Source organism: Streptacidiphilus sp. PB12-B1b (genome assembly GCF_014084125.1).
Lineage (GTDB): Bacteria > Actinomycetota > Actinomycetes > Streptomycetales > Streptomycetaceae > Streptacidiphilus.
In genome coordinates this window covers 1,459,018-1,476,892 of the sequence record NZ_CP048405.1, presented here as the reverse complement: position 1 = coordinate 1,476,892, position 17,875 = coordinate 1,459,018, and the positions used below count along the sequence as shown (strand labels likewise).

12 protein-coding genes and 1 tRNA gene are annotated in these 17,875 nt (G+C 73.7%); 11 read left to right on the top strand and 2 right to left on the bottom strand.

The window, feature by feature from the left end:
- Positions 1 to 562 precede the first annotated feature (562 nt).
- A complete protein-coding gene (locus GXW83_RS06685) occupies positions 563 to 2,848 on the top strand; it encodes a hypothetical protein (RefSeq protein WP_182441954.1) in 2,286 nt (761 codons plus the stop codon).
- Between the two features lie 244 nt (positions 2,849 to 3,092).
- Complete coding sequence (locus tag GXW83_RS06680) at positions 3,093 to 3,809, top strand: hypothetical protein (RefSeq protein ID WP_182441953.1); 717 nt, start codon at positions 3,093 to 3,095, stop codon at positions 3,807 to 3,809.
- Between the two features lie 183 nt (positions 3,810 to 3,992).
- Here GXW83_RS06680 and GXW83_RS06675 read toward each other — a convergent pair.
- Positions 3,993 to 4,065 (bottom strand) — tRNA-Arg (locus tag GXW83_RS06675).
- A gap of 460 nt (positions 4,066 to 4,525) precedes the next feature.
- Here GXW83_RS06675 and GXW83_RS06670 point away from each other — a divergent pair.
- The 8 genes from GXW83_RS06670 to hrpA all read left to right on the top strand — a co-directional run bounded on the left by GXW83_RS06670 (position 4,526) and on the right by hrpA (position 16,240).
- Positions 4,526 to 5,086 (top strand): single-stranded DNA-binding protein, encoded by a 561-nt coding sequence (locus GXW83_RS06670; RefSeq protein ID WP_182441952.1) that lies wholly within the window; start codon positions 4,526 to 4,528, stop codon positions 5,084 to 5,086.
- 95 nt (positions 5,087 to 5,181) lie between these two features.
- The gene (gene ettA, locus GXW83_RS06665) at positions 5,182 to 6,846 is read left to right on the top strand and encodes an energy-dependent translational throttle protein EttA (protein ID WP_182447136.1); all 1,665 of its coding nucleotides are present in this window, start codon (positions 5,182 to 5,184) and stop codon (positions 6,844 to 6,846) included.
- Between the two features lie 142 nt (positions 6,847 to 6,988).
- Positions 6,989 to 7,411 carry an acyl-CoA thioesterase gene (locus GXW83_RS06660; protein WP_370466582.1) on the top strand — a complete coding sequence of 141 codons (423 nt, stop codon included), beginning with the start codon at positions 6,989 to 6,991 and terminating at the stop codon, positions 7,409 to 7,411.
- Positions 7,408 to 8,100 (top strand): hypothetical protein, encoded by a 693-nt coding sequence (locus GXW83_RS06655; RefSeq protein WP_182441951.1) that lies wholly within the window; start codon positions 7,408 to 7,410, stop codon positions 8,098 to 8,100. Before GXW83_RS06660 ends, GXW83_RS06655 begins: the two co-directional genes overlap by 4 nt.
- Positions 8,101 to 8,186: 86 nt before the next feature.
- Positions 8,187 to 9,353: a MerR family transcriptional regulator gene (locus tag GXW83_RS06650; protein WP_182447134.1), complete on the top strand. Its 1,167-nt coding sequence runs from the start codon at positions 8,187 to 8,189 to the stop codon at positions 9,351 to 9,353.
- 169 nt (positions 9,354 to 9,522) lie between these two features.
- Positions 9,523 to 11,283 carry a bifunctional 3'-5' exonuclease/DNA polymerase gene (locus GXW83_RS06645; protein ID WP_182441950.1) on the top strand — a complete coding sequence of 587 codons (1,761 nt, stop codon included), beginning with the start codon at positions 9,523 to 9,525 and terminating at the stop codon, positions 11,281 to 11,283.
- A gap of 64 nt (positions 11,284 to 11,347) precedes the next feature.
- Positions 11,348 to 11,845 carry a GNAT family N-acetyltransferase gene (locus GXW83_RS06640; protein WP_225446806.1) on the top strand — a complete coding sequence of 166 codons (498 nt, stop codon included), beginning with the start codon at positions 11,348 to 11,350 and terminating at the stop codon, positions 11,843 to 11,845.
- Between the two features lie 30 nt (positions 11,846 to 11,875).
- Positions 11,876 to 16,240 (top strand): ATP-dependent RNA helicase HrpA, encoded by a 4,365-nt coding sequence (hrpA, locus tag GXW83_RS06635; protein ID WP_182441948.1) that lies wholly within the window; start codon positions 11,876 to 11,878, stop codon positions 16,238 to 16,240.
- Positions 16,241 to 16,315: 75 nt separating this feature from the next.
- Here hrpA and GXW83_RS06630 read toward each other — a convergent pair whose 3' ends face one another.
- On the bottom strand, positions 16,316 to 16,765 hold the full coding sequence (locus GXW83_RS06630) for a MarR family winged helix-turn-helix transcriptional regulator (RefSeq protein WP_182441947.1): 450 nt from the start codon (positions 16,763 to 16,765) through the stop codon (positions 16,316 to 16,318).
- Between the two features lie 82 nt (positions 16,766 to 16,847).
- Here GXW83_RS06630 and GXW83_RS06625 point away from each other — a divergent pair, with 82 nt between their 5' ends.
- On the top strand, positions 16,848 to 17,861 hold the full coding sequence (locus GXW83_RS06625; RefSeq protein ID WP_182441946.1) for a hypothetical protein: 1,014 nt from the start codon (positions 16,848 to 16,850) through the stop codon (positions 17,859 to 17,861).
- The last annotated feature ends 14 nt before the right edge of the window (positions 17,862 to 17,875 follow it).

The following is a 17,875-nucleotide window of genomic DNA, read 5'->3' as shown; positions in this document are numbered from 1 at the left end:
CGCAGGCCCCGCCTGCGGGCGCACCGCCGCGTCCGGGACCGGGGCCGCAAGTCGGATGATATGTCAGCAGCCTTGTCCTACCGGCGCGTTGACCGCGCGGCCGCCGACACCCCGGCCGTCCGCGCGACACCGCCCGCACCGGCAAGCCCGCCGACGGACCCGGCCGCGTCCGCCGCTCACCCGGCCGCGCGGAACCGCCCGGCGCGGCCCCCGGCCGTGCTGTCGCCGACCGCGACCGGCGGAACCGCCCCCGCAGCGGCCCGCGTTGCCGCGCACCTCCCCCACGCCGCCCGCGCGTCCCCCACGCGTCACCCGCACCCCGCGCATGCGCGCAGGTCGCAGCGGTACGCACGGAACGCTGCCCCATACGGGAGCGCAGCCGGGCAATAGCGACGTGGGTGCGTGCACGGCACCGGGGCTCACCCGTATCGTGAGCGTTCGCGCCGTACGGAACCCCGCGTCGGACGGAGCCGCCCGCAAGGGACCGTCCGGCAGCAGTTCGCGTGCAGCGCCGCCTCCAGCCCGGCGCCGCAGTCCTCCCTGCCACGAATCGGACCACACTATGACCGCGCTCCAACCGTCCACCGATGAGACGTCCCAGGCTCCAGCGAGCGAACCCAGCAACGAAAACCCGTCAGGTGTCCGTGCGGACCTGCTCAGCTACGCCGAGCTGGGCGGCTTCACCCTGACCGCGAAGACCCACGCCTGGTACGCGGCGGTCGACACGGTCGCCACCCCCGAGGAGGCCCGTGCCGCCTCCACCGTCCTCGCCGAGCTGCGCGGCCGCGACCTGCCCGCCACCCGGGAGACCGCCGCCCGGCTGGTCGCCGAGACCACGCTGGGCGAGCTGAACACCGCCGCGGCGGTCAGCGAGGCCGTCGCCCTGCTGCTCCGGGTCAGGGCCACCCTGGCGACGGTGACCCCCGCCGCGTTCGCCGCGCTCGACCTGGACGAGCTCACCGCCGCCACCGCGAGCGGCCGCTGGCGCAAGGAGCACGGAGTCACGCTGTCCTGGAGCCGCCGCCGCGCCCTGCGCCGGGAGGCCCGCGCCCTGGCCACCTCGCCGGCGGTCCGCCGGGGAGCGCTGCACGAGGCCCTCGCCGCCATCCCGGCCGAGTGCACCGAATGGTCCGCGCTCTCGCCGAACGGCGCCCGGCCCGCGCTCCCCGCCGACGCGACCGTCCTCGACAACGCCGCCCAGGCCATCGAAGCCGCCCGGACCGGCCTGCGCGAGCTGGACCGGCTGCTGCCCGAGTACGACCTGACCGCGATGCCGTTCCCGGAGCTGGCCGACCTCGTCGACGAACTCGCCGCCGACGAGGGCACCCTCTACCGGCTGCCCACGCTGCGCGCCCTGCGCGACGGCATCGAGCAGCAGGGCCACGGCGAGCTGCTGGCCGAGCTCGCCGAACAGCACGCCGACAGCGAGGCCGTCGCCGCCGCCTGCGACCGCACCCTCGGCACGACCCGCTCCGACGACCTGCAGACCCTGCTCCCCGGCCCGAGGGAGGACGGCGACGCCCGCGACACGACGCCACTCGAAGCCGTCACCGCCGCCGCCACCGCAGTCGCCCCCCCGACCCCCACCGTCGAGACCGAGGTCCAGGCGGAGACCCCCCCGACGACCCCGACCGAGGCAAACGCCGAGGCCAAGCCCGCTCCCGAGGCCGAGGTCCAGGCGGAAGCAGCCGCCGAGGCAAACGCCGAGGCAGCCCCCGAAGCCGAGGCCGAGATCGAGGCGAAGATCGAGGCGGAGGCGCCCAAGGCCACCCCCGACGCCGAGGCGGAAGCCGACCAGGACGCCGAGGCAGCCCCCGAAGCCGAAGCGACGACCACCGAGATCGAGGCCACCCCCGAGCCCGCAGCGGAGGTCGACGCCGAGGCAGAGGCGGCCAAAACCACCTCCGAGGCCGCAGCCGAAGCCGACGAGGACACGGCGACTGCCCCCAAGGTCCAAGAGGCAGCAGCCCCCGAGGCCGAGACGGCGGAGACGGCCCCCGAGGCCGAGGCCGAGGCGGAGACCGTTGCGGCGGAGGCAGCGCCGGAGGCCGAGGTTGCCGCCGACCCGCAGCCCGCGACCGAGGCACAGGCCGAGGAGGAGGCCGCCGCCGAGGCAGAGTCCGAGGCCGACGCAGCGGCTGCAACCGAGCCGGCAGCTGACGTCGAGCCCGAGGCGGAGTCCGACGCCGACGCCGACGTCGAGGCGCTCGCCGTGGTCGAGCCTGAGGCGGACGCCGTGGTCGAGCCCGAGGCTGAGCCCGAGACCGTCGCAGTCACCGACGAGGCCGTGACCGAGGACGCCCCGCAGGCCGAGACCCCGGCAGAGGCCGTCGCCGAAGGCGAGGCCCCCGCCGCCGAGATCGAGCCGGTAGCCGCCACCGAAGCCGAAGCCGCCACCGAAGCCGATCCCGCTGCCGAGGCCGAGCCGGTGCACGCCACCGCCACCGACGCCGAGGCCGAGCCCGCCACCGACGCCGAACCGGTCGCCGAGGCCAAGCCCGTCGCCGAAGCCGAGCCCGTCGCTGAGCCGGTACCCGCCACCGACGCCGCCCCCGCGCCGGAGCCCGCACCCGCCGCCGAGGCGTCCCCCGCCCCCGCTGCGGCCCCCGCGCCCGCCGCAGGCGTCCCCGCGGCGCGGTCGGCGAAGCCGGCCGTCACGCCGGGGCGGCCGGTCAGCGCCTACTCGGCAGCGGAGCTGCTGTCGGTCGTGCACTGGATCGACGGCGACGGCGTCGACCGCACGGACGACGAGCTTCTCCGGGCGGCCATGAAGGAGCTGGGCTTCTCCCGGCTCGGCCCGCGCATCAAGGAGTCGCTCGGCGCGGCAGTCGCCGAAGCCCGCAGCTGACCTCCTGCAACCCCGCAGCCGACAGCCCCACGGCCCCACGCCTCACGGCCCCACCGCCTCCGCGGCCAGCGGCCTGCGGCCCGGCGCTCGGACCCGATCCGACCGCCGGGCCGCTGCCGTTCCCGCCGCCCCCGGCAACCCCTTTTCCCCAGAGCCCTCCTGACGCCCCACCAGCCATTCCCGCCACCCGCCCCCACCGTCTCCCCGCTTGGAGCACTGCCGAGGGCGTGACACTCTGGTCCCCATGAACGACACGCGACGCAACCAGCGCTACGCCGTTCCTACCGGCAGGCCCTTCCTCCTCGGAGAGTTCCGCACCAAGCTCGCGGCGCTCGACGGCACCGTCCGCGCACTGTACGCGGACTCGCATCCGGCCGAGCTGGAGGTCGTGACCGACGAGCTGTACCTGCTGTTCACCGTCGCCCGGAACCTCGCTCCGGCGCGGACGTACACCGGCTGCGACCGGCACCCCAACGGGGCGATCGACCCGGAGGCCCCGCAGGGCTGGTCCCGCTGCCTGCTGTGCAACGACGCCCGGCGCCGGGGCACCGCCGTCGCCGACCTGCCGGCGGTCGCGCCCCGGGCGAACGCGCTGGGGTATCCGATCCCGGCGCCCCCGTACACCTTCGAGCTGCTGCAGCGCTTCGTCCGGACGACCGGCGATCTGGCCTACGGGCTGTCGCTGCGCTCGGCGGACGCCGAGTTCTCGCAGCTGGCGGACGCGGTGCACCAGGCGTTCATCGTGGCCCGCGAGCTGTCCCGGCCGCGCAACACCTCCGGCTGCGAGGTCCACCCCGGCGCGCCGACGGACCCGACGGCGGACGGCGCCTGCCTGTTCTGCGTGTCGGACCGGCAGCGGCGGCTCGACCTCCAGAACGGCGTGCCGGTCATACTGGAGCGTCCGGCCCGGGGCATCCGCCCGCGTCGGCCGCTCCCGCGCACGGCTCCCGGCCCGCGCTGAGCGTCCCGGAGGCGCGCCGGGACGGCATTGCGGCGTCCGCATTGCCGGGAGTCGATTCGCCCAGAACCGGGGCATCCGGATATCGCCGGATATGGGCCCGCAGCACTGTTTAAGGCTAAACAGACGGCCTCTGACCTGCACCATTAGGTTCAGGCATGGCATGTCCATGGGAAATTCGTAGGGTGCCCCCAGCAGGACTCGAACCTGCGGCCAAGTGCTTAGAAGGCACCTGCTCTATCCGCTGAGCTATGGGGGCGGGACGGGGAGCCTGAAGATGCCGGGAGACTCCTGTCGAGGGACAGGATAAGCGCGACAGGACTCCGTACCTGGCGCTCCGGCGGAAGTATGGTAGGCCGGTTCCTCCGTGGAGCGGTCTGATAATCGCAGGTGGAGTCGGTGCGCGCAGCGGTGCGGGACCCCAGAGCGCGGGCTGTTGTTCAGTCGTTACGGCGCTGCTGCCTCAGCCGTTATGGACGCGCCGGGTTGCGGTAGCGGTCGGTCGCCCCGGAACTGAGAGAGGCCGGAACCGGGCCGGATCACCTGAATGGCGGGGCCGTACCGGAACAAGTGCACCCGATCGAGTGGCAGCGTTTTCCACAGGGCACTACTTGTCCACAGTTCGCCCTTATCCGTCCCGGATTGTCGTCCGGCTCGTGCAGGCTCGTGCCAGAAGCCGCCGCTACGGAAGCGGCGAGGGAATGGAAACGGGGCTGGGCATGAACGGCACGATGGTGACTCTGGTGGGCAATGTCGTCTCCGAGGTGAAGTACTCCACGACGATCGGCGGCGTGCCGGTGGCCAACTTCCGCCTGGCGGCCACCGACCGGCGGTTCGACCGGCAGCGGCAGTGCTGGGTGGACGGCGACACCAGCCTGTTCGTCGTGTGGAGCTGGCGCTGGCTGGCGGAGAACGTCCTGGGCTCGGTGGGGCGCGGCGATCCGCTGCTGGTCACCGGGCGGCTGCGGATCCGCGAGTGGGAGAGCGGCGAGGGCAGGCCCAAGGGGCTGGTCCCGGAGATCGAGGCCGCAGCCATCGGCCACGACCTGTGCCGGGGCACCTCCGCCTTCCGACGAGCCGTGCGGGGCCGCCCGGAGCTGGTGGCGGCTCTGGCCACGCGGACGGCCCCGGCGCAGCGCGACAGCCTCCCGGCCCCGACCGGCCCCGCCGCCACCGGCCCCGCCAGTGCCACCGCCCCCGCCGACATGCCTGCCGACATGCCCGCCGCCGTCCCGGTGGGTGCGGGCGCGGGCGTCGCCGCCGGGGTCGCGGGGGACTGACCCGGGCGGCCGCCCCCGCGCTGCCCGGAGCCCGCCTCCGGTGCGGCACAATGGAAGGCTGTAGCCACCCCACCAACGACGCCGGACGGTTCATCTTGGCTGAGTACATCTACACCATGCGCAAGACCCGGAAGGCGCACGGCGACAAGGTCATTCTTGACGACGTGACGCTCAGTTTCCTGCCTGGGGCAAAGATCGGCGTCGTGGGCCCCAACGGCGCGGGCAAGTCCACTGTGCTGAAGATCATGGCCGGGCTGGAGCAGCCCTCCAACGGCGAGGCGTTCCTCTCCCCCGGCTTCAGCGTCGGCATGCTCCTGCAGGAGCCCCCGCTCGACGAGAGCAAGACCGTCCTGGAGAACGTCGAGGACGGCGTCAAGGAGATCAAGGCGAAGCTCAACCGCTTCAACGAGATCGCCGAGCTCATGGCGACCGACTACTCCGACGCGCTGCTGGAGGAGATGGGCACGCTCCAGGACGTCCTGGACCACGCCAACGCCTGGGATCTCGACGCCCAGTTGGAGCAGGCCATGGACGCCCTGGGCTGCCCCCCCGGCGACTGGCCGGTGACCACCCTCTCCGGTGGCGAGAAGCGCCGGGTCGCCCTGTGCAAGCTGCTGCTCGAGGCCCCGGACCTGCTCCTCCTCGACGAGCCCACCAACCACCTGGACGCCGAGTCCGTCCAGTGGCTGGAGCAGCACCTGGAGAAGTACGCCGGGACCGTCGTCGCCGTCACCCACGACCGGTACTTCCTGGACAACGTCGCCGAGTGGATCCTGGAGCTGGACCGCGGCCGCGCCTTCCCGTACGAGGGCAACTACTCCACCTACCTGGACACCAAGGCCACCCGCCTCAAGGTCGAGGGCCAGAAGGACGCCAAGCGCGCCAAGCGGCTCAAGGAGGAGTTGGAGTGGGTCCGCTCCAACGCCAAGGGCCGCCAGGCGAAGTCCAAGGCGCGTCTGGCCCGCTACGAGGAGATGGCGGCCGAGGCCGACAAGATGCGGAAGCTGGACTTCGAGGAGATCCAGATCCCGCCGGGCCCGCGCCTGGGCAACGTCGTCGTCGAGGTCAACAACCTCTCCAAGTCCTTCGGCGAGAAGCTGCTGGTCGAGGACCTCAGCTTCACCCTGCCGCGCAACGGCATCGTCGGCGTGATCGGCCCCAACGGCGCCGGCAAGACCACACTGTTCAAGATGCTGCTCGGGCTGGAGGAGCCGGACTCCGGCAAGGTCCGGATCGGCGACACGGTCAAGGTCTCGTACGTCGACCAGAGCCGCGCCAACATCGACCCCAAGAAGTCGCTGTGGGCCGTGGTCTCCGACGAGCTGGACTACATCAACGTCGGGCAGGTCGAGATGCCGTCCCGCGCCTACGTGTCGGCCTTCGGCTTCAAGGGCCCGGACCAGCAGAAGCCCGCGGGCATCCTCTCCGGCGGTGAGCGGAACCGGCTCAACCTGGCGCTGACGCTCAAGGTCGGCGGCAATCTGCTGCTGCTCGACGAGCCCACCAACGACCTGGACGTCGAGACCCTCGGCTCGCTGGAGAACGCCCTGCTGGAGTTCCCCGGCTGCGCCGTGGTCATCTCCCACGACCGCTGGTTCCTGGACCGGGTCACCACGCACATCCTCGCGTACGAGGGCGACTCCAAGTGGTACTGGTTCGAGGGCAACTTCGAGGCGTACGAGAAGAACAAGGTCGAGCGCCTGGGCGCCGACGCGGCCCGTCCGCACCGCGCCACCTACAAGAAGCTGACCCGGGGCTGACCGGGCGTCCGCCGGTCGATCCGCGCTGACCCGCGCGACACCTGTCCGCAACACCGCCGGGGCAGGCTGGGCCTCCTGTACCGCACCGCATGTGCGGCAGGCGGCCCGCCTGCCCCGGTATCCAGCCCCATCGGAGAACTCAGTGGCCCGCCACATATACGCCTGTCCCCTGCGCTGGTCCGACATGGACGCGTTCGGGCACGTCAACAACGTGGTCTTCCTGCGCTATCTGGAAGAGGCACGCATCGACCTCACCTTCACCAACGCGGGCGAGGCCGGGGAGAAGGCGTTCTCCGAGGGCTCGGTGGTGGCCAGGCACGAGATCGACTACCTGCGGCCGCTGGTCTACCGGCCGACGCCGGTCACCATCGAGACCTGGCTGACGCGGCTCGGCCACGCCTCGTTCACGGTCGCCTACGAGATCAAGGACGAGGAGACGGTGTACGTCCGCGCCTCCACGGTCGTCGTCCCCTACGACATCGCGGAGGGCAGGCCGCGCCGGCTGACCACGTCCGAGCGGGCCTTCCTCGCCGACTATGTGGAGAAGGCAACGGTAGCGGCGTGACCGCGCTGCAGCTGGCCGACGTCCGGGAGGCGGCCGATCTGGGCGCCTTCCTCAGCAGGCTGATCCGCTTCGACAAGGCCGCCGCGGTGCGGCTGCAGACGGCAGGGCTGGGGCTGGCCGTGTTCGCTCGGCTGCCGCTCGGGGAGACCGGCCCGCTGGCGGTCCGCACCGCCCGGCTCTCCGAGGAGGCCCCGGCGGACCTCACCGTCTCCGCCGGGCAGCTGCTGGACGCCGTCGACGCCCTGGCGGGGACGGCCTCAGCGACCCCGCCGGAGGCCGTCCCCGCGCCGCGGACGTCCGGCGCACCGACCGCCCTGGACCTCCCCTCCCCCATCACCGGCCCCGCCTGGGCCGGGCTGCTGCCGCCGCGCAGGGGCTGGGAGCACCTCGGCGACCTTCCCAGCGAGCCGCTGCGCGCGGCCGTCCGGGCGGCGATCACCGAGTTCCGGCGGGAGAGCGCCGACCCGGACGCCCTGGCCGAGTCCATCTGGTCCCGGCAGCTCCACCCCTCCGGCCTCACCCTGCGCGCCGTCCACGCGGCCTACCTGGTCGGGCTGCTGCACCAGGCCGAGAGCGTGGCGCTGCACCGGCACCCGGCGTGGCTGCGGCTGTCCGGCCCGCGCGGCTACGTGATCACCCGTCGCGCCCCGGCCCCCGGCACCGGCCTCGGCCTCACCCCGACGCGCTGAACCACCGGCTCAGCGGCGGCCGAGCACTGCTGCTTGACCCTCGACCAGGTCGAGCCCGCAGAGTCCCGGGTGTGGAGAGCGACGACATGCGCAGCATCGGCGAACTGGCCCGCGACAGCGGTCTGACGGTCAGCGCCCTGAGGTTCTACGACGGCGCAGGGGTGCTCGTGCCGTCCTGGGTCGATCCGGACAGCGGCTACCGCTGGTACGCCCCGGAGCAGCTCGGGGAGGCCCGACTGCTGGCCCGGCTGCGCCGGGTGCGGATGCCGCTGGCGGACATCCGGCTGATCCTGGCGGGCTGGTCCAGCGAGGACGCCTCGCTGGTCCGGACGCTGCTGGACGCCCATCTGCTGCGCCTCGAGAGCGGTCTGGCCGATGCCCGCCGCGAGCTCTCCTCCGTCCGAGCACTTCTCGCACTGAGGGAGACCCCTGTGAACACCACCGCCACCAGCACCACCCGCCTCACCCTGTCCGCCTCCGAGCTGGCCGGGGCCCTGGGCTCGGTCCGCTTCGCGGTCAGCACCGACGACGCGCTCCCCATGCTGGGCGGCGTCCTGTTCGACGCCGACGCAGACGCAGACGCAGACGGCGCGGCCGGAGCCGGGACCGGATCGCTCCGGCTGGCGGCGACGGACCGCTACCGGATGGCCCTGTCCGGCGCATCCGCCGGATTCGACGGCCCGTCGGCACGGGCCGTCGTCCCGGCGGCGCTGGTGGACGCCATGCGGGCGCTGCTCGGCGGCAGCGCCGAGGGCGAGGCGGTGCTCAGCCTGGAGGGCGACCGGGTCGCGCTGGAAGTCGGCGGGAGCCAGGCGGCCGGGGTGCGGCTGGATGCCGACTTCCCCGACTACCGGCGGCTGTCCCGGCTCCCGGCCGGCCGACTGGTCCCGGTGGACGTGGCCGCGCTGCGCCGGGCCCTGGCCGAGGGCCCGACCCGCATCCAGCGCCGCGAGCAGGACGGCGCCGAGTTCGAGATCTCGGTCCTGGCCCTGGCGGCGGACGACACGATCACCGTCGAGGCCCCGGACGCGGCCCCCGCCGAGGAGCCGGACGCAGCGCCGGGCGGCCCGTCCGGCGACGGGACGCTCCGCGTGGCGGTGAACCGGCAGTTCCTGCTGGACGCCCTCCGGCTGGACGGCCGGGAGCAGCTGCTGCTGGAGGTCGGCGGCCCGGTCACCCCGCTGGCGATCCGCCTGCCCGAGCCCGGGGCCGACAGCTTCTCGCTGCTGATGCCGGTCCGGCTCACCTCCTGACCCAGCGACCCCCTGACGCCGTGACGCCCTGACGTCCCGCCGTGGCGCCGTCCCGACCCGCCGACGACCGGCGGCGGCCCGCTGTCAGTGCCCGGTGGTACGTTCCGCAGCAGGCCCGGGCACCTCGCCCGACCAGCGCCGGTACGGAACGCAGGCAGGGACGACAGGGATGGTGAGCCGCCAGGTGGCAGGCCAGGCAGCACCCCGGGTGGCGGTGGCGGCGGACCAGGACGGCCCCGGCGGTCGGCTGCAGCCGCTGGCCGAGGGCGGCGCGCCGCTGGACGGGCCGGTGCGGGTCCGCGACCTGGCCTCGGCGCTGGCGCAGTGGGAGGCGGCGGCAGCCCCCCGCTGGGTGTGGGCGGCGACGGACGAGGTCTACGGCCGGCTGTTGCCCGCCCTGGGCGACCGCCGCCTGGGCCGCTGCCATGACGTCAAGCTGGTCGAGCCGCTGCTGCTCGGCCAGGAGGACCGCTACGGCCAGCCGCGCTCGCTGGGCGCGGCCTGGGCCCGGCTGCACGGCGGGCAGGTGCCCGAGGACCTGCCCGAGGGCCACGGCGGCGGCGACCAGGACTCCCTCTTCGCCCCCGACCGCAGCCGGCTGCCGCCCGGCGTGGACGCCCTCGACGCGCTGGTCGCCGTCCACGCCGAGCAGCAGCGCCGGATCGCCGCCGGGAGCGACCCGGCGCGGACCAGGCTGCTGTGCGCGGCCGAGTCGGCGGGCGGCCTGGCCGCGGCCGAGCTGGGCTTCGACGGCCTGCCGTGGAGCGCGCAGGCCCATGACGCGCTGCTGACCGAGCTGCTGGGCCCGCGCCCGCACGGCGGCGCACAGCCCGCCAAGCTGGCGGCCCTGATCGTGGAGCTGCAGCAGGCCCTGGGCGGCCGTCCGCTCAATCCGGACTCGCCCTCGCAGGTGCTGCGCGCCTTCGCCGAGCAGGGCGTCAGCCTGACGTCCACCCGCAACTGGGTGCTGCGCGCGGTGGACCACCCGGCCGCGCCGCTGCTGCTGCGCTACAAGGAGCTGTCGCGCATCCACGCGGCGCACGGCTGGGCCTGGCGGGACGCCTGGGTACGGGACGGCCGCTTCCGTCCGGAGTACGTCGTCGGCGGGGTGGTGTCGGGGCGCTGGGCGAGCCGGGGCGGCGGGGCGCTGCAGATCCCCCGGATCATGCGCGGGGCGGCCGTGGCCGATCCGGGCTGGCTGCTGGTGGTCGCGGACGCCGGGCAGCTGGAGCCCCGGGTGCTGGCGGCGATGTCCGGCGATCCCGGCATGATCCGGGCGGGCGCGCAGGGCGATCTGTACGCGGGGCTGGCCGCCGACGCCTTCGGCGGCGACCGGGCCCGCGCCAAGCTGGGGCTGCTGGGCGCGATGTACGGGCAGACCAGCGGCGAGACCGGCCAGCTGGTGGCGGTGCTGCGGCGCAGGTTTCCGCAGGCCATGGGCCTGGTGGAGGCGGCGGCGCGGACCGGCGAGGCCGGCGGGGTGGTCCGCTCCCGGCTCGGCCGGGTGTGCCCGCCGCCGTCGGCCGGATGGCTGGACCTGACCGAGGGCGCGTCGGACGGCTCGGCCGAGGACGCCGCCCGGGACACCCGCTCGCGGGGGCGCTTCACCCGGAACTTCGTCATCCAGGCCAGCGCCGCCGACTGGGCGCTGGCGTTGATCGCGGCGCTGCGGCGGCGGCTGGCGCAGATCCCGACCAGCCTCCCCGGGGACCGGCCCCGGCTGGTGTTCTTCCAGCACGACGAGGTGGTGGTGCACACCCCGGCGCAGCTGGCGGACGCCGTCCGGGAGGCGGTGGCCGCAGCCGGGGAGGAGGCCCGGCGACTGGTCTTCGGCGACACACCGGTCCGCTTCCCGCTGGACACGCACGTGGCCGAGACCTACCTCGACGCCAAGGACGGCTCCGACGAGGACGACCCGGAAGAGGACTGACCCACGCCGGGCGGTCGGCCGTGTGCGGGGACGGGCTGGGGGCCGGGCGCGGGATACTCGCTCTGTGATCCCGTGCAGCGTCATCCCCACCGAGCGGCTGCGGCTGCAGCCTGCCTCCGCCGGGGCCGCCCGGCTGCTCGCCCGCGGCGGCGACGGCGGGTGGACCTGGCTCGGCGGCGCGCCGGGCACCGGCACGCGGGATCTGGCCGGGATCGTGGAGCGCGCCGACGAGGTCGGCTGGCACCGGCCGCCCTGGGGCCTGTTCGTGATCGTCCGCGACGCCGACGGCCTGGCCGTGGGCGGCTCCGGCTTCCACGGGCCGCCGGACGCCGAAGGCTCGGTCGAGGTCGGCTACGAGCTGGTGGCGCAGGCCAGGGGCCTCGGCTACGCCACCGAGACGCTGCGAGCGCTCACCGCGTTCGCCTTCACCCACCCCGCCGTACGCGCGGTCACGGCCGGCACCTACCCGGAGAACACCGCCTCCCAGCAGGTGCTGCTGCGGGCGGGTTTCGGCCGCGAGGGCGACCTCGGCGGGCTGCACCGATATCGGGTCGACAGGTGAGGGGGCCGCTTGCGTAGGCTTGGGGGCGCAATGGGTACCCCGCAGAGCACCACCGACGCAGTCCAGTCCGCCGCCGAGTCGTCCAGCACCACCCCCAGCACGGACGACACCGCGAGGACCCCCCGCAACAGCCGCAGTCGCAACCGCCGCCCACGCGGGCCGCGCGGCGACGCGCGCTCCGGCGTGCCCGACGGCGGCACTCCCGACGGCGCGCCCGACAGCGGCACTCCTGACAGCGGCGCGCCCGACGGCAGCGTGCCCGACAGGAACGCACCGGACCCCGCCACGCCCGACCCCGCCACGCCCGACCGCGCCCCGTCCGGCCGCGCCCGGGCGCGCGGGCGCAGGCCCGGCACGGACCGCCGTCCGCCCCGGGACGTCCGGGACGCCGAGACCCGGGACGCCGAGGAGACCGGCGAGCCACGGGACGCGGGCAGCGCCGGGGACGCGCCCGCGCCGCTCGGCAGCCTGGCCGCGCGGCTGAGCGGCCTCACCCTGCGCGACGAGGAGCGGCTGGGCCGCCGTCTGGAGGGTCTGCGCAAGGTCCGCGAGCCGGAGAAGCGCGAGCGCCAGCAGAGCGCGATCACCGCCGAGATCGAGGCCGCCGAGCTGCGGGTGGCCAACCGCCGGGCGTCGGTGCCGACCCCGGTCTACCCGGAGTCGCTGCCGGTGAGCGCCCGCCGGGAGGACATCCTGGCGGCCATCCGGGACCACCAGGTGGTGATCATCGCGGGTGAGACCGGCTCGGGGAAGACCACCCAGATCCCCAAGATCTGCCTGGAGCTGGGCCGGGGGGTGCGCGGCCTGATCGGCCACACCCAGCCGCGCCGGATCGCCGCCCGCACCGTGGCCGAGCGGGTCGCCGAGGAGCTGGGCACGGAGCTGGGCTCGACCGTCGGTTGGAAGGTCCGCTTCACCGACCAGGTCGGCCCGGAGACGGCCGTCAAGGTGATGACCGACGGCATCCTGCTGGCGGAGATCCAGAACGACCGGCTGCTGCGCCAGTACGACACCCTGATCATCGACGAGGCGCACGAGCGCAGCCTGAACATCGACTTCATCCTGGGCTATCTGAAGCAGCTGCTGCCCAAGCGGCCGGATCTCAAGCTGGTCATCACCTCGGCCACGATCGACCCGGAGCGATTCGCCCGCCACTTCGCCGATCCCCGCTCCGGCGAGGAGGCGCCGATCATCGAGGTGTCCGGGCGGACCTTCCCGGTGGAGGTCCGCTACCGCCCGATCGTGGACGATTCCGCCGAGGACGACGAGGGCGGCCCGGACGAGATCGACCGCGACCGCGACCAGGTGCAGGCGATCTGCGACGCAGTGGACGAGCTGGGCGCCGAGGGCCAGGGCGACATCCTGGTGTTCCTCTCCGGTGAGCGCGAGATCCGCGACACCGCCGACGCCCTGGAGAAGCAGAACCTGCGCTCCACCGAGGTCGTCCCGCTGTACGCCCGGCTGTCCTCGGCCGAGCAGCACCGGGTGTTCCAGCAGCACAACGGACGCCGGATCGTGCTGGCCACCAACGTCGCCGAGACCTCGCTGACCGTCCCCGGCATCCGCTACGTGATCGACCCGGGCACCGCCCGGATCTCCCGCTACAGCCACCGCACCAAGGTGCAGCGGCTGCCGATCGAGGCGGTCTCGCAGGCCAGCGCCAACCAGCGCAAGGGCCGCTGCGGGCGTACCTCGGACGGCATCTGCATCCGGCTGTACTCGGAGGAGGACTTCGAGTCCCGCCCCGAGTTCACCGACCCGGAGATCCTGCGCACCAACCTGGCGTCGGTCATCCTGCAGATGACGGCCGCCGGGCTGGGCGACATCGGGGCCTTCCCGTTCCTGGAGCCGCCGGACCGGCGGAACATCAAGGACGGCGTGGACCTGCTGCAGGAGCTGGGCGCGCTGGACACCTCCGAGCGCACCAACCGGCTGACCCCGGTCGGCCGCAAGCTGTCCGCCCTGCCGGTGGATCCGCGCCTGGCGCGGATGGTGCTGGAGGCCGAGCGCCACGGCGTGGTCCGCGAGGTCATGGTGATCGCCGCCGCACTGTCCATCCAGGACCCGCGCGAGCGGCCGGTCGAGAAGCGGGCCCACGCCGACCAGCTGCACGCCCGCTTCACCGACCCCACCTCGGACTTCCTCACCTACCTCAATCTCTGGCGGTACTTGAAGGACCGTCAGAAAGAGCTGTCCTCCAGCCAGTTCCGGCGGATGTGCAAGTCGGAGTTCCTGAACTACCTGCGGATACGGGAGTGGCAGGACATCGACGCCCAACTGCGCCAGGTGGCGCGGTCGTTGGACATCGAAGCCGGGCACCCCGGGGACGAGGTCGACGGTGACGCCGTCCACCGCTCGCTGCTGGCCGGGCTGTTGTCGCACATCGGCCTCAAGGACGCCGAGAAGCAGGAGTACTTCGGCGCGCGCGGCGCCAAGTTCGCGGTCTTCCCCGGCTCGGCGCTGTTCAAGAAGACCCCGCGCTGGGTGATCGCCGCCGAGCTGGTGGAGACCTCGCGGCTGTGGGCCCGGATCGCCGCCAAGGTCGAGCCGGAGTGGATCGAGGAGCAGGCGCAGCACCTGCTGCGGCGCAGCTACAGCGAGCCGCACTGGGAGAAGGACCGCGGCCAGGTCGTCGCCTTCGAGAAGGTCACGCTGTACGGGGTGACGCTGGTCGCGCAGCGCAAGGTCGGCTACGGGAAGATCGACCCCGAGCTGTCCCGGGAGCTGTTCATCCGCCGGGCCCTGGTCGAGGGCGAATGGCGGACGCACCACCGCTTCTTCCACGACAACCGCAAACTCCTGGACGAGGTCGAGGAGTTGGAGAACCGGGCGCGGCGCCGGGACATCCTGGTGGACGAGGAGACGCTGTTCGACTTCTACGACCAGCGGATCGGCGCGGAGGTCGTCTCCGGGGCGCACTTCGACAGCTGGTGGAAGAAGGCCCACCGGACCCGTCCGGACCTGCTGACCTTCACCCCCGACCTGTTGGTCAACGACAACGCCACCGCCGTCACCGAGCGGGACTACCCCTCGGTCTGGCAGCAGGGCGAGATCACCCTTCCGCTCACCTACCAGTTCGAGCCGGGCGCGGAGGCGGACGGCGTCACCGTGCACATCCCGCTGACGCTGCTGAACCAGGTCCGCCCGGCCGGTTTCGATTGGCAGATCCCGGGCCTGCGCGAGGACCTGGTGACCGCGCTGATCCGCTCGCTGCCCAAGCAGCTGCGCCGCAACTTCGTCCCCGCGCCGGACTTCGCCAAGCACGTGATGCGCGGCCTGGCGGCGACCTCGCCGGACGACAAGCCGCTGGTGGAGCTGCTGGAGTGGCAGCTGCACCGGCTCCGGGGCATCCCGGTGCCGCGCGACAGCTGGAACTACGAGGCCGTCCCGGACCACCTGCGGATCACCTTCCGGGTGGTCGACGACAAGGGCCGCAAGCTCGGCGAGTCCAAGGATCTGGACGCCCTCAAGATCGACCTGCGGACCCGCACCCAGGCCGCGATCGCCGAGGCCGCCGGCGGCCTGGAGAAGCGCGGGATGAAGGAGTGGACCATCGGCGAACTGCCGCACTCCTTCGTGCAGAAGCGCGGCGCGCAGACCGTCAAGGGCTATCCGGCGCTGGTGGACGACGGCGACTCGGTGTCGGTGCGGCTGCTGGACACGCCCCGGGCGCAGCAGCGGGCCATGCTCGGCGGCACCCGCAGGCTGCTGCTGCTGGGCACGGCCTCGCCGGTCAACTCGATCCAGTCGCGCCTGGGCAACGGCGCCAAGCTGGCGCTGGCGGCCAATCCGCACGGCTCCACCGAGGCGCTGTTCGCGGACTGCCTGACCGCCGCCGCCGACAAGCTGATCGCGGACGCGGGCGGCCCGGTCTGGGACGAGGAGTCGTACACCCGGCTGCGCGACGACGTCCGGGCGGAACTGTACGACGCCACCGCCGACGCGGTGGTGAAGGTGGCCAATATCCTCGCGGTGAACCACCGGATCGCCGAGCGGCTGAAGACCATCGGCAACAGCCTGCTGCTGCTCACCGGGCTGACCGACATCCGGGCACAGCTGGCCGAGTTGATCCACCCGGGCTTCGTCGCCGACACCGGGCACCGGCGGCTGCCGGACCTGCTGCGCTACCTGAAGGCGGTGGAGCGCCGGCTGGTGAAGCTGCCCGAGGACCCGCACCGGGACCGGGACCGCACCAGCGTGATGCTCAGGATGCGGGACGCCTACGACGAGCTGCTGGCGGGGCTGGAGCCGGACCGGCGCGAGGACGAGGACGTGGTGCAGATCCGCTGGATGCTGGAGGAGCTGCGGGTGAGCCTGTGGGCGCAGCCGCTGGGCACCCCGTACCCGGTCTCCGAGCAGCGGATCCTGCGCGCGGTGGAGGCGGTCCGGGGCTGATCCCCCGGGCCGCCGGGGCTGCCGGGGCCGCCCGTCCGCACGGGCCGCGCAGGCGGGCCGGGACGGTCCGCAGGGTCAGCCGGACTGCTCCAGGACCGGGCGCAGCCGGGTCAGCAGGTCGTACAGGACGGTCCGCTCCTGGTCGTCGAGCAGGTCCAGGGCCTCGTGCGTGGTCTGCATGTCGTCGCGGACGGCGCGGATCGCGTCCGCCCCGGCTTCGGTCGCCACGACGATCTTGATGCGCCGGTCGACGGCGCTGACCTCGCGCCGGACCAGGCCGCGCACCTCCAGCCGGTCGACCAGGCCGGTGACGTTGGAGGCGTCGCAGACCAGCGCGTCGGCCAGGCCGCGCATCGGCACCGGCGTGCGCACCAGCACCGCGAGCGCCTTGGCCTGGACCGACGTCAGGCCGTGCCGGGCTGCGACCGCGGCGAAGTCCTGGAAGTAGGCTGCGCCCAGCGCGGCGAACTCCTCGATGAGGTCCGCCTTGGTGGGGGCCTGGGGTGCAGGCGTGGTGCTGCTCATGGATCGGAGCATACTCCGACAACTTGACATCATCAACTATTCAGGTTCGCTGCTACTTCTGCTGAGCTGAAACGGAGTCACGGTGTCCGGCATTTCCACCCTGCTGGCGGCGGCCGACCGCCGACGGCGCCGGTACGCCCGGCTGGGCCGCGTGCTGCCGCAGCTGCTGGTCGCCCTCCCCGGCGTGCTGCTCATCGCCGTCCCGGGCAGCCGCCTGAAGGTCTGCCACGACCTGGGCCTGACCCTGCTGGTGGCCGCGCTCTCGCTGCCGGTCTGGCGCGCGCCCGAGGCCGGGCTGCCCGACCCGCTGCGCTTCCGCGAACGCCACCGGCGCGTGTTCTGGCGGATCGGCGCCGTGCTACTGGCCGCCGCCACGCTCTGCCTGGCCGTCGACCGCCGGTTCGACGGGCGGCACGCCCTGGGCAGCGCCCACGCCGCCGCCGACACCGGAGCCGCCCTGACCTGCGCCGCCCTGCTGGTGCTGCTGCTCGAACGCCAGGTGTGGCGGCTGTGGCCGGGACAGCTGCGGCGGGCCGCCGCGACAGCGGAGGTGCTGCGCAGGATCAGCCGCAGGTCGCTCGCGGCCGGCGGCCCGATGGTCACCGGGCTGCCCGAGCCGGAGCTGCGGCAGCCGGCCGGCGAGCCCTCGCCCACGCCCTGCACGACGTACGGCCGCAAGCGCCGGCACCGGGTGGACCGCTCCCGGCCGGGCATGACCGTGCTGCGCTGGGACGGGCGGAACCTCACCCTCAACAACACCGGCGTCCCCGTGCCGCTGCCGATGGGGCGACCGGGCGAGGCCCCGCAGGCGGACTGGGCGCAGGTGAGCCCGGTCGCCGAGGTGGTCTGGGTCGGCCATCGGGCGCTGCCCGAGTACGGGCAGACCAAGGCGACGCTGCTGCTGCTGGACGCCGAGGGGCGCCGCAGCGTCCACATGAGCCATGTGCGCTTCGACCGGCTCAGCGCCGCCGAGGTGTCCGCCGCCGCCGGGATCCCGTTCACCGCGTACGACCTGACCTTCGCCGCGAGCTGGTACGACGAGCTGGTCGACGCCCTGTTCCCGAAGGCCCGCAAGAGCCTTGACCTGTACGGTTGACCCTGCCCCTGGGG

Excerpts from the sequence above, each read along its gene's own strand:
- GXW83_RS06685 (WP_182441954.1), top strand. The coding sequence starts at position 563 with ATGACCGCGCTCCAACCGTCCACCGATGAGACGTCCCAGGCTCCAGCG.
- GXW83_RS06680 (WP_182441953.1), top strand. The coding sequence starts at position 3,093 with ATGAACGACACGCGACGCAACCAGCGCTACGCCGTTCCTACCGGCAGG.
- GXW83_RS06670 (WP_182441952.1), top strand. The coding sequence starts at position 4,526 with ATGAACGGCACGATGGTGACTCTGGTGGGCAATGTCGTCTCCGAGGTG.
- GXW83_RS06650 (WP_182447134.1), top strand. The coding sequence starts at position 8,187 with ATGCGCAGCATCGGCGAACTGGCCCGCGACAGCGGTCTGACGGTCAGC.
- GXW83_RS06645 (WP_182441950.1), top strand. The coding sequence starts at position 9,523 with ATGGTGAGCCGCCAGGTGGCAGGCCAGGCAGCACCCCGGGTGGCGGTG.
- hrpA (WP_182441948.1), top strand. The coding sequence starts at position 11,876 with ATGGGTACCCCGCAGAGCACCACCGACGCAGTCCAGTCCGCCGCCGAG.
- GXW83_RS06630 (WP_182441947.1), bottom strand. The coding sequence starts at position 16,765 with ATGAGCAGCACCACGCCTGCACCCCAGGCCCCCACCAAGGCGGACCTC.